This window comes from Streptomyces sp. NBC_01498, from assembly GCF_036327775.1.
Taxonomy (GTDB): domain Bacteria; phylum Actinomycetota; class Actinomycetes; order Streptomycetales; family Streptomycetaceae; genus Streptomyces.
Map to the genome: position 1 here is coordinate 4,479,626 of NZ_CP109598.1, position 11,385 is coordinate 4,491,010.

10 protein-coding genes are annotated in these 11,385 nt (G+C 73.1%); 3 read left to right on the plus strand and 7 right to left on the minus strand.

The annotated features are described in order from the left end of the window. Window positions 1-325: 325 nt before the first annotated feature. From OG875_RS19215 to hutI, 3 genes are read left to right on the plus strand one after another with little or no spacing between them, the layout of a single operon-like run. On the plus strand, window positions 326-1,516 hold the full coding sequence (locus OG875_RS19215) for an allantoate amidohydrolase (protein ID WP_330177809.1): 1,191 nt from the start codon (window positions 326-328) through the stop codon (window positions 1,514-1,516). Then, complete coding sequence (locus OG875_RS19220; protein ID WP_330175456.1) at window positions 1,507-2,874, plus strand: formimidoylglutamate deiminase; 1,368 nt, start codon at window positions 1,507-1,509, stop codon at window positions 2,872-2,874. Before OG875_RS19215 ends, OG875_RS19220 begins: the two co-directional genes overlap by 10 nt. A 14-nt stretch (window positions 2,875-2,888) precedes the next feature. After that, complete coding sequence (gene hutI / locus OG875_RS19225; protein ID WP_330175457.1) at window positions 2,889-4,100, plus strand: imidazolonepropionase; 1,212 nt, start codon at window positions 2,889-2,891, stop codon at window positions 4,098-4,100. Between the two features lie 78 nt (window positions 4,101-4,178). Here hutI and OG875_RS19230 read toward each other — a convergent pair whose 3' ends face one another. From OG875_RS19230 to OG875_RS19260, 7 genes are all read right to left on the minus strand, one after another. Then, window positions 4,179-5,444 (minus strand): family 16 glycosylhydrolase, encoded by a 1,266-nt coding sequence (locus OG875_RS19230; protein WP_443079269.1) that lies wholly within the window; start codon window positions 5,442-5,444, stop codon window positions 4,179-4,181. 243 nt (window positions 5,445-5,687) lie between these two features. Continuing rightward, complete coding sequence (locus OG875_RS19235; RefSeq protein WP_330177810.1) at window positions 5,688-6,908, minus strand: cytochrome P450 family protein; 1,221 nt, start codon at window positions 6,906-6,908, stop codon at window positions 5,688-5,690. Window positions 6,909-7,020: 112 nt separating this feature from the next. Then, complete coding sequence (locus OG875_RS19240; protein WP_443079141.1) at window positions 7,021-8,349, minus strand: cytochrome P450; 1,329 nt, start codon at window positions 8,347-8,349, stop codon at window positions 7,021-7,023. A gap of 13 nt (window positions 8,350-8,362) precedes the next feature. Next, the gene (locus OG875_RS19245) at window positions 8,363-8,887 is read right to left on the minus strand and encodes a GTP-binding protein (RefSeq protein ID WP_443079270.1); all 525 of its coding nucleotides are present in this window, start codon (window positions 8,885-8,887) and stop codon (window positions 8,363-8,365) included. 88 nt (window positions 8,888-8,975) lie between these two features. Beyond that, on the minus strand, window positions 8,976-9,335 hold the full coding sequence (locus OG875_RS19250) for a DUF742 domain-containing protein (protein ID WP_330175460.1): 360 nt from the start codon (window positions 9,333-9,335) through the stop codon (window positions 8,976-8,978). After that, entirely contained in the window at window positions 9,332-9,778 is a 447-nt protein-coding gene (locus OG875_RS19255; protein ID WP_330177812.1) for a roadblock/LC7 domain-containing protein, read from the minus strand. The genes OG875_RS19250 and OG875_RS19255 overlap by 4 nt, the downstream gene beginning before the upstream one ends. 8 nt (window positions 9,779-9,786) lie before the next feature. Then, window positions 9,787-11,292 (minus strand): ATP-binding protein, encoded by a 1,506-nt coding sequence (locus tag OG875_RS19260; protein WP_330175461.1) that lies wholly within the window; start codon window positions 11,290-11,292, stop codon window positions 9,787-9,789. Window positions 11,293-11,385 lie beyond the last annotated feature (93 nt).

Below are 11,385 nucleotides of genomic sequence, written 5' to 3' on the forward strand. Positions count from 1 at the left end.
GGCCGGTCCGGACGGAGCGCCCGTGCTTCCGGCCGTTCCGGCTGGTGTCGGGCGCCCTGCCGCCGCTGCCCCCGGCGCGGACCCGGCCGCCGGGGGGCCGGGGCTCTCCGGCAGAGGGACCGCCGGACCCTCCCCCGCCACGTCGGCCGCCCGGCCCGACGACGGCCCGGCCGGGCCCCGACCGGGCCGGTCGGCCGAGCCGGACGGAACTCCCGCGCGCCCGGCCGTCCGGGCGGAGACCGGGCGGGCCCCGGCCCGGCCCGGCGACGGGCCGGAGCGCCCCGCCGCCCCGGCTTCCGCCCCCGGCGCCGTCTCCTTCCACGAGATGTGGCGGGAGCTCGCCCCCGTCGGGCGGGACGCCGGCGGCGGTGGGTACCGGCGGTACGCGTGGACCGGGGCCGATCGCGAGTGCCGGGACTGGTTCCGGGCGCAGGCCGAGGCGCGTGGGCTGGTGTACGAGACCGACCGGAACGGCAACCAGTGGGGCTGGCTCGGCGACCCGGCCGCCGGGGACGCCGTCGTCATCGGGTCCCATCTGGACTCCGTACCGGACGGCGGCGCCTTCGACGGGCCGCTCGGTGTCGTGTCGTCCTTCGCCGCGCTGGACGAACTCCGCCGCAGGGGAGCGGAGTTCACCCGGCCGGTCGCCGTCACCAACTTCGGTGACGAGGAGGGCGCCCGGTTCGGCCTCGCGTGTGTCGGCTCCCGGCTCACCGCCGGGCAGCTCACCCTCGCGCAGGCGCACGCCCTGCTCGACGGCGACGGCGTCCCGCTGCCCCACGCCATGGAGAGAGCAGGACACGACCCGGACGCCATCGGGCCCGACCCCGAACGCCTCGCCCGGATCGGCGCGTTCGTCGAACTGCACGTCGAGCAGGGCCGCGCGCTCGACCTGACCGGTGACCCCGTCGGCATCGCCTCCTCCATCTGGCCGCACGGCCGCTGGCGCTTCGACTTCCACGGCGAGGCCAACCACGCGGGCACCACCCGGCTCGCCGACCGCCGCGACCCGATGCTCGGCTACGCCGAGACCGTCCTCGCCGCCCGCCGCGAGGCGGCACTCGCCGGTGCGCTCGCCACCTTCGGCAAGGTCGCCGTCGAACCCAACGGCGTCAACGCCATCCCCTCCCTCGTCCGTGGCTGGCTCGACTCCCGCGCCGCCGACCAGACCACCCTGGACACCGTCGTCACCGCGATCGAGGCCGCCGCCCGCGACCACGCCGGGCGCGCGGGCATCGACCTGAACGTCGTCCGGGAGTCCTTCACCCCCGTGGTGGAGTTCGCCCACGCCCTGCGCGACGAGGTGAGCGGCATCCTCGGCGGCCGGCTCCCCGTCCTCGGCACCGGCGCCGGACACGACGCGGGTATTTTGTCCGGATCGATTCCCACCGCCATGCTGTTCGTACGGAACCCCACCGGTGTCTCGCACTCCCCGGCCGAGTACGCCGCCGAGGACGACTGCGTGGCCGGGGTCCTCGCACTCGCCGACGTACTGGAAGGGCTGGCGTGCACGTGACCACGTACTGGCTGGAGCACGCCTGGCTCGGCACCCATGTCGAGCCGGGCGTGGGCGTGACCGTCGCCGACGGCCGGATCACCGACGTCCGTGCGGAGCAGGAGACCCCGCCGCCCGGCGCCACGGCCCTGCGCGGGCTCACCCTCCCCGGCCTGGCCAACGCCCACTCGCACGCCTTCCACCGCGCGCTGCGCGCCAAGGTCCAGGTCGGCTCCGGCACCTTCTGGACCTGGCGCGAGATGATGTACCAGGTCGCCTCCCGGCTCACCCCGGACACCTACCACGCCCTCGCCCGCGCCGTGTACGCCGAGATGGCGCTGGCCGGCATCACCGCCGTCGGCGAGTTCCACTATCTGCACCACGCCCCCGGCGGCACCCCCTACGACGACCCCAACGCCATGGGCGAGGCGCTGATCGCCGCCGCCCAGGACGCCGGTGTCCGCATCACCCTCCTCGACACCGCCTATCTCTCCTCCGGCATCTCCAAGCGGCGCGGCGGCAAGCCCCCGGAGCACCACCAGGTCCGCTTCTCCGACGGCACCGCGCACACCTGGGCGGACCGGGTCACCGCCCTCGCCGACCGCTACGCCGAGGACGACGACCACGTGCGCGTCGGCGCCGCCGTCCACTCCGTACGGGCCGTGCCCGCCGAGCAGTTGTCCACCGTCGCCGAGTGGGCCGAGGCCCGGCGCGCCCCGCTCCATGTGCATCTCTCCGAGCAGACCGCCGAGAACGACGCCTGCCTCGCCACCCACGGCCGCACCCCCGCCCGTCTCCTCGCCGACCACGGCGTCCTCGGCCCCCGCACCACCGGCGTCCACAACACCCACCTCACCGACGAGGACATCGCTCTGCTGGGCGCCACCCGCACCGGCACCTGTATGTGCCCCACCACCGAACGCGACCTCGCCGACGGCATCGGCCCCGCCAGACGGCTCCAGCGCGCGGGCTCGCCCCTGTCCCTGGGCAGCGACAGCCACGCCGTGATCGACATCCTCGAAGAGGCCCGCGCCCTGGAACTCGACGAACGGCTGCGCAGCCGCACCCGGGGCCACTGGACCGCCGCCGCGCTCCTCGCCGCCGCCACCGCCGACGGCCACGCCGCCCTCGGCAGACCCGACGCCGGCCGTATCGAGCGCGGCGCGCTCGCCGACCTCGTGACGATCACCCTGGAGTCCGTCAGGACAGCGGGACAGGTGCCCCGGCTCGGCGCCGAGACGGCCGTATTCGCCGCGACCTCGGCGGACGTGCGCCACACGGTCGTCGGCGGCCGTCATCTCGTCCGCGACGGTGCCCACACCCTGATTCCCGACGTGCCCGGAGCCCTTGCCCGGTCGATCGCGGCCGTACGCGGCTGAAGGAGAGCGCCCCCATGACGACAGCCACCACGCCCGGCACCGCACCCACGACGGCCCGCAGCACCGCCCTCACCCACATCTCCGCCCTGGTCACCAACGATCCCTCCCTCGGCGACGGGTCCCCCCTCGGTCTGATCCAGGACGCGGCCGTCGTCATGGACGGCGACCGCGTCGTCTGGGTCGGTGAGACAAGCAAAGCACCCCCCACCGACAACGAGGTCGACGCCGGCGGCCGGGCCGTCCTCCCCGGCTTCGTCGACTCCCACTCCCACCTCGTCTTCGCGGGCGACCGCACCGAGGAGTTCAACGCCCGCATGTCGGGCCGCCCCTACTCCGCCGGCGGCATCCGCACCACCGTCGCCGCCACCCGCGCGGCCACCGACGACGCACTCGACGCGAACGTCGCCACGTACCTCGCCGAGTCGCTGCGCCAGGGCACCACCACCCAGGAGACCAAGTCCGGGTACGGCCTGACCGTCGCCGACGAGGCACGCGCGCTGCGTGTCGCCGCCCGCCACACCGACGAGGTCACCTACCTCGGCGCCCACATCGTCGCGCCCGAACTCGCCGACGACCCCGCCGCCTACGTCGCCCTCGTCACCGGCGACATGCTCGACGCCTGCGCCCCGTACGCCCGCTGGATCGACGTCTTCTGCGAGAAGGGCGCCTTCGACGGCGACCAGGCGCGCGCGATCCTCACGGCGGGCATCGCGAAGGGCCTCCACCCCCGCGTCCACGCCAACCAGTTGTCGTACGGCCCCGGCGTTCAACTCGCCGTCGAACTGGACGCCGCCTCGGCCGACCACTGCACCCATCTCACGGACGCCGACGTGGACGCGCTGGCCAACTCCCGTACGGTCGCGACCCTGTTGCCCGGCGCCGAGTTCTCCACCCGCGCCGCCTGGCCCGACGCGCGGCGCCTGCTGGACGCGGGCGTCACCGTCGCGCTCTCCACCGACTGCAACCCCGGCTCGTCCTTCACCTCGTCCATGGCGTTCTGTGTCGCCCTCGCCGTACGCGACATGGGGATGACCCCCGACCAGGCGGTCTGGTCGGCCACGGCGGGCGGCGCCGCCGCCCTGCGCCGTACCGACATCGGCCGTCTGACCCCCGGCGCCCGCGCCGACCTCGTCCTGCTCGACGCCCCGAGCCATGTCCATCTCGCCTACCGGCCGGGTGTCCCGCTGACCCGCGCGGTCTGGCGCTCCGGCGTACGGGTGCACTGACACCCGGCGGGCGGAAAACACGGAACCCCGGCCGCGGGCAAGGGACTCGCCACACGGCCGGGGTCGTAGGCCGGCGCGCTACAGGTTGACCGACCACTTCTGGTTGGCCGTACCCGCGCACGTCCAGAGCTGCGTGAGCGTGCCGTTGACGCCGGGTCCGCCCGCGTCCATGCACTTGTTCGCCTGGATGTTCACGACATCGTTCGCGCCCGAGACGGCCCAGCGCTGATTACCTCCGCCGTTGCAGTCCCAGATCTGCAACTTCGCCCCGTCGGCGGTGCTGTTGTCCTTCACGTCGAGGCACTTGCCGAGCACCCGCAGCGAGTCGTTGGGGCCCCGGCTCCACTGCTGCGCGGCGGAGTTGTTGCAGTCGTAGAGCTGAACGGCCGTCCCGTTGGCGGAACTCGCCGCCGCCACGTCCAGGCACTTGCCGCCGAGACCGGTGATCGAACCGCCGCCACCGCCTCCGCCGCCGTCCGTGGTGACCCGGACGTAGTCGACGGTCAGCGTGCTCGGGAACGGCGTGCTGCCGTTGGGGTCGCCGGGCCAGTAACCGCCCACGGCCAGGTTGAGGATGATGAAGAACGGCTTGTTGAAGACCCACTCGCGTCCGCCGAGGTCGGCGGGCGTACGGGTCTGGTAGACGTTGCCGTCCACCAGCCAGCGGATCTGGTTGGGCGACCAGTCGATGGCGAAGGTGTGGAACGCGTCGGCGAACGCCTGGCCGCCGGGGAGGGTGTAGCCGGCGCCGATGCCGCCCGCGCCCGAGTAACCGGGGCCGTGCAGGGTGCCGTGCACGGTGCCGGGCTCGAAGCCGACGTTCTCCATGATGTCGATCTCGCCGCTGTTGGGCCAGCCGACCTGGCCCATGTTGTCGCCCAGCATCCAGAACGCGGGCCAGATGCCCTGGCCGCGCGGGATCTTCATCCGGGCCTCGACCCTGCCGTACTGCGCGGTGAACTTGCCGGAGGTGTTGAGACGGGCCGAGGTGTACTCGCAACGGCCGTACCAGCACTGGTAGTTGCCCGGGTTCTCCTTGCGGGCGGTGATGACCAGATTGCCCTGTCCGTCGAGCCGCGCGTTGTTGGCGCCCGCCGTGTAGTACTGCCGCTCGTGGTTGTTGACGTTGTCGCCGGTCTCGATCTGCCATCTGCCGCCGTTGACGGCCGATCCGGCGGGACCGTCGAAGTTCTCGTCGAACGTCACGGCTCTCGTGCCGTTCGCGGCACGCGTGTCGCGCGTATCACTCGCGGCGGCGGCGGGGGGCTCCGGTGTGGGGCCCGCCGCTCCGGCGGGCACGGCCGTGGCCACGCTCGTACAGCAGAGAAGAGCCAGGGCGTACAGCGTCACACGACGCCGCAGGGGAGTTCGCACAGGTCATCACTTCACTTCGTGTGGGGGCATGAGCATGACATTCACAATGTCGGAACACAGCGTCGGAACTGTGTGGAGTCGTGATGGAGCCGGGTTATTTCACTACTTGATTTAAGGGAGGGCGGAAGGGGCCGTCAAGGCTTTGGTATGGACCAAAGTTCTTGACGGCCCCTTGTCCGGAACCTCCTGGCGGCCTCGGCGCCGACGGCCCAACTAGCGCAGCACGACCGGAAGTTGCTGCACGCTGTTGCCCACGAAGCTCGCGTGGCGAGGCAGCTCCGCCTCCGGGACCGCGACGTCCAGGTCCGGGAAGCGCGTGAACAGCCGCTCCAGGGCGATCGTCGCCTCCAGCCGGGCCAGCGACGATCCCAGACAGAAGTGCGCCCCGTGCCCGAGCGAGAGATGGCGGGTCGTGGGGCCGGTGCCGTACCGGGTGAGATCGAAGACGTCCGCGTCCTCGCCGTGCGCGGCCTTGTCCCGGCCCGCCGCCGAGTAGCCCGCCAGGACCGGCATGCCTCGCGGGATCACCGTGCCGTCCACCGTCAGGTCCCGCGTCGGGTAGCGGAACGGGAAGAAGCTCACCGGGCTGTCCCAGCGCAGCGTCTCCTCGATCACCTCCGACCAGCCGACCTTGCCCATCTGGACGAGTTCCAGCTGGTCACGGTGGCCGCAGAGGGCCCGCACCGCGTTGGTGATCAGGTTCAGCGTCGTCTCGTGACCGGCGATGATCATCAGGAGCAGGGTGCCGATGAGTTCCTGCCCGCTCAGCCGGTCGCCGTCCTCCTCACGCGCCGCGATCAGCGCGCTGGTCAGGTCGTCGCCCGGGTTCTCCGTACGGGAGGCGGCCACCGCGCCCAGCGTGGCCACGATGTCCCGGTTGGCGGCCATCGCGTCCTCGGGAGCGATGTCCGTGGCGACGATCTGGTTCGACAGATGGTGCAGCTGTCCCTGGAACTCCGCGTCCACGCCGAGCAGTTCGCAGATCACGCCCATCGGCAGCGGCAGCGCGAAGTGTTCACGGAGGTCCACGACCCGGCGCCCGGTGCCGTCGTCCCCGGCCGCAGCCTCCAGCGTGTCCAGCAGCTCGGCCGTCACCTCCTCCACCCGTCCGCGCAGCGCCTCCACCCGGCGGGTCGTGAACGCCTTGCTCACCAGCGACCGCAGCCGCCGGTGGTCGTCGCCGTCCGCCGTCGTCATGCCCTGCACGGTCGCGAACGTCTTCAGCGGCCAGCCGTCGGGAATCCGCCCCTCCTGAAGCGCGGTGAAGTGCGTGGCACCCTTCGCGACCTCGGGGTTGGCCAGGAACTCCCGCAGGGCGTCGTGCCCGACGATCGCCATCGCCTCCACCTCGCCGGGGAGTACGACGGGGGCCACCGCGCCCCGCGCGCGCAGGCGCGCGTTGGCGGCGTGCGGGCAGCCGCCGGCCGGGTCCATCCGGTGCGGGGCGGCGGTGTCCGCGGCGGTGTCCGCGGCGGGGGAGGGGTCGGTGGTCGCGACGGGAGACGTGGCGGGGGTGGTGCTCGGCTCCGGGGTCAACAGGCTCTCCTCAATTCCGCGGCGCGCGCGGTCCGCGCGGCAGCTGCGGTTCGGTGAAGCGGACGGGCAGGGCCGCCAGGCCCTTGCTCCAGGGCGATTTGATCCAGGCCAACTCGTTCTCCGGGACTGCCAGTTCGAGATCCGGCAGCCGGTGCCTGATGGTGTCGACGGCGGTACGGGTGATCAGCCTGGCCGGGTCCTGGGCCGGGCAGGTGTGCGGCCCGGCCCCGAAGGCCAGATGGGAGCGGTTGCCGACGACGGGCGCACCGTCCTCCGGCAGGATGGCGGGGTCGGCGTTCGCCGCCGCCAGACCGAGGATCATCATGTCCCCGGCCCGGATGTCCTGGCCGCCGAACCGCAGGTCACGGGTGGCGTACCGGGCGGGGAAGTTCTGCGTGGGCGGGAACCGCCACAGCACCAGGTCCAGCGCGTCGTCCACGCTCAGATGGCCGCCGGTCAGCGAGGAGCGGAACGCCGGGTCGCAGAGCAGGATGCGCAGGGTGGTGGCTATCCAGTTCACCGTGGTCTGGTTGCCCGCGACGAACATCACCACCAGGTTGTGCAGCACTTCCTCGTCCGTCAGCCGCGCCGGGTGGTGCAGCAGCGCGGACGTGACGTCGTTGGCCGGGCGGTGCCGCTTCTCCTCGATCAGGGCGAGCAGGATCGCGCCCATCCGCCGGCTCGCGTCGACGGAGTCCTCGTCGGCCGCCGCCAGCCCGGCGATGGCCTCCACGAGCTTGCGCCCGGTCGGCCCGTCGAGCCCGAGCAGCCCGGTGATCACCATCAGCGGCAGTTTGCGCGCGTAGTCCGACACCAGGTCGGCACTCCTGCCGTCGGCGAACTCCGTGATCAGCTGCTCGGCCGTGGCCCGTACGCCGCGCCGCAGTTCGTGGCCGTTGATCCGGCCGAGCGCGTCCGAGACGGCCGCCCGCATCCTGCGGTGCTGCTGCCCGTCGGCGAAGAGCAGCGCGGGCCGCCAGCCCACCATCGGCAGGATCGGCGAATCCGCGGGCACCCGGCCCTCGCGCAACTGGCCCCAGCGGCGCGGGTCGTGCGAGAAGTCCTGCTCCTCGCGGGTCAGCCGCAGCAGCTCGCGGTGGCTGAGCACCAGCCACGCCGTGATGCCGGGCGCCACGGTGACCGGGGCCACCGGGCCGTGCTCCTCGCGCAGTTGTGCGTACAGCGACGGCATCCCGTCGCCGTCGAGGTGCTCGCCGAAGATGGGGGTCGCGGCGCCCTTGCCGACCGGACAGCTTCCGGCCGGGCGGGGGGCGTACGCGGCGTCGGCGTCGGGGGCGGACGCGGGTGTCGCGGCGGGTGTCGCTGCGGGCGTGGTCATGTGGACTCCGGCGTCATGAGGACTCGGCGGTGAGGACGAGATGGCGTACGAGGGCGATGAGCGCCATGACCGAGGACCGTTCGTCCCGCGCGTCGCAGGTCACCAGCGGTGTCTCCGGCAGCAGGTCGAGCGCCGCGCGCAACTCGCCGTCACTGTGCACCGGGCTGCCCGGGAAGATGTTGACGGCCACGGCGAACGGCAGCCCCAGGTCCTCCAGATGGCCGAGCGCGTCGAAGGACGCGGTCAGGTCCCGGGTGTCCACCAGGGCGAGCGCGCCGAGCGCGCCGCGTGCCAGATCGCGCCAGGCGGGGAGGAAACGTTGCTGCCCCGGTGTACCGAAGAGATACAGGACCAGTTCGCCGTCGATCGTCATCCGGCCGAAGTCCAGGGCGACGGTGGTGGTGGCCTTGGTGCGGTCGACGGCCACGTCCACCGAGGCGCCCGCCCGGGTCATCACGGCCTCGGTGCTGAGCGGCTTGATCTCGGAGACCGTACCGATGAACGTGGTCTTGCCGACGCCCAGCGGTCCGACGACCATGATCTTCGCCGCGCCGGCGACGGTGGAGCTGACGTACTTGCCGGACACCTCCGGCGGTACGCCGTCCGGCGCCTCGGCCGCGGCGGGCTCAGAGGCGGCTTTCGAGGCCATGGAGGACCTTTCTCAGCATGGACACATCGGCTCGTTCGGCCGGCGGTATGGGCGGGCGGGTCACGATCAGTCCCCAGTCGATGAGGTCGGCGAGCAACACCCGTACCACGGAGGGCGGCTGGCCGAGATGGGCCGACACCTCGGCCACCGACAGGAGTCCCTGACAGTGCGTCAGAATGATGCGGTGTTCCGGCTGGAGGGTCGCCGGCGGGACCGCCTCGGCGGCCATCACCAGCGACTCCCAGGACAGCGGTCCGACTCCGGCCTCCGCCCTGCCCCCGGTGATCACGTACGGGCGTACCGCCGACGTGGTCCGGTCGTCGGGACGATCCGTCATGACGACGGGCTCACCGGATCCCGCGGGTGGCTGCTCAGGTGGCTGCCTATCTTCACGACCAGCAGCTGCATCTGCTGCGCCACCAGGCCCACATCGGCGTCGGGGTCGGTCGCGGCGCCGAGCTGGGCGCCCACCCCGGCGGAGGTGAAGAGGATGAAGCCCTGGTCGGACTCCAGCATCAACTGCCGTACGCCGGCGTCCCCGCCGAACATCAGGCCCGCCGTTGACCGGCCCGTCATGGTCAGCGCCGCCGACGCGGCGGCGAGCGACTCGGCCTCGGCGACGCTCAGTTCGGACACCGGCCCGCGCAGATTGGCGGCGGAGGCGTGGCCGAGCCGCAGGCCGTCCTCCGAGACGACCACGGCGTGCCTGACGCCGGGGATGTCGGTCAGGGGGCGGAGCATCCACCCCAGGTCGGGCAGTCGGGAGATCGTTCCGGTCACGCTTCCGGTCACTGCCGGCCTCCGTCGTGTTGGTCGGGCTGTTCGGTGTCCTGGAAGGCCGCGGCGCGGCCACGGCGCGAGCCGGACACCACACTGGTGATCGACGCGCGGGCCGCTTCGGGGGTCCAGGCGGGGTCGGGCCGGGCCGGCTCCGGGGAGCGCGGCGCCGACGCCTGTTCCCGCGCGGTGGTGGCGGGCGCGTCGGCGGCCCGCCGCCGGCTGCGGCGGCGCGGGAGCGCTCCGGGCCCGTCCTCGTCGGACACGGGTGCGGCCCCGGCGGCCGGCCGCTCGTGCTCACGCGCCCCGCCCGCCGGGGCCCCGCCCGCCGGTGCCGACGCGGGCACCGGTACGGACGCGGCCGCGGGCGCGGACACCTGTCCCGTCCCGCGCTCCGCGGGGAAGTGCGACAGCGGTTCGGTCAGCAGCCGGTGCGGTACGAAGGTGACGGCCCGGGTCCCGCCGTACGCGGACGCGCCCGTCAGCTCCACGTTGAAGCCCAGCTCCCGCCCCCAGCGCCCGACGCACGCCAGCCCCAGCCTCGGTACGGCCCCGAGCCGGGTCAGGTCCAGATCGTCCTTGAGCTGCGACATGGCCTGGTGCAGCACGTCCGGCGGCATCCCGAGCCCCGCGTCGTCGATCTCCACGACGGCCCCCGCGCCCACTTCCCGGATCGTCACGATCACCTGGGTGCGGGAGGGGGAGAACACCGTGGCGTTCTCCAGGAGTTCGGCGATCGCGTGCATCAGACCCTCGACGGCGGGCGGCACCACGAACAGCGTCTGCCCGCCGTGCACCTCCACCCGCCCGAACTCCACGATGCGCGACTGCGCGCCGCGCACACAGTCGTACAGCGAGACCGGCTGCGACTCGCGCCGGGCCGGCCAGATACCGCACATCACCAGCAGCGTCTGGGCCTTGCGGGTCATCTGCGAGGCCGCGTGATCGGCCTTCATCACGTCGGCCATCAGGCGCGGGTCGTCGATGGCGCGCTCCACGTGGTCGAGTACCTGCTGCTGCACGGTGGCCATCGCGTGCATGTTGCGGGCGACCGACTCGAAGGCCGCCTGCACCGAGTCGCGCAGGCCGCGTTCGCGCCGTACCGCCTCGTCCGAGCCGAGCGCGGCGACCACCGCCGCCAGGGCCCGCGCGAACTCCTCACCGGTGTCGGCGTCGGGCGCGACCGGGCCGGGGACTCCGTCCAACCGCCGTCCCGCGCGCACGCGTTCGGCGATGGCGGGGACACGTACGGAGGCCAGATGCGCCATCTCGGCGCCGCGCGCGGCGGAGGTCCTGCGCTCGCGGTCCCGGTCGGCGCGCTCCACGCGCAGCCGCCGGTGCAGCGCGATCACCCAGGCGAGCAGCAGCACCGCCAGAGCCGCGCAGCCTCCCGCGAGGGCCTGCCGCCACTCGTCCGCGGACGCCTGCGCGATCGCCGCGGCGGCGGCTGCGGCGAGCACGAGGACCGAGAGCCACCACGCCGCTCGTCTGCTCCGTCTGTTCGCCGGACGGTTCACCACGGCGACCCCGAAACGACAGGCGCGGATACGGCTAGCACGAAGACCGGGCCCCTTCCAGGACTCGTCGGACAGGTCGGGCTCCCGATGGGG

What these genes read in the sequence shown, in the direction of transcription:
- OG875_RS19245 (WP_443079270.1), bottom strand. Translation starts at nt 8,887, where the DNA reads ATGGTCGTCGGACCGCTGGGCGTCGGCAAGACCACGTTCATCGGTACG.
- OG875_RS19250 (WP_330175460.1), bottom strand. Translation starts at nt 9,335, where the DNA reads ATGACGGATCGTCCCGACGACCGGACCACGTCGGCGGTACGCCCGTAC.
- OG875_RS19235 (WP_330177810.1), bottom strand. Translation starts at nt 6,908, where the DNA reads ATGGACCCGGCCGGCGGCTGCCCGCACGCCGCCAACGCGCGCCTGCGC.
- OG875_RS19215 (WP_330177809.1), top strand. Translation starts at nt 326, where the DNA reads ATGTGGCGGGAGCTCGCCCCCGTCGGGCGGGACGCCGGCGGCGGTGGG.
- OG875_RS19240 (WP_443079141.1), bottom strand. Translation starts at nt 8,349, where the DNA reads ATGACCACGCCCGCAGCGACACCCGCCGCGACACCCGCGTCCGCCCCC.
- hutI (WP_330175457.1), top strand. Translation starts at nt 2,889, where the DNA reads ATGACGACAGCCACCACGCCCGGCACCGCACCCACGACGGCCCGCAGC.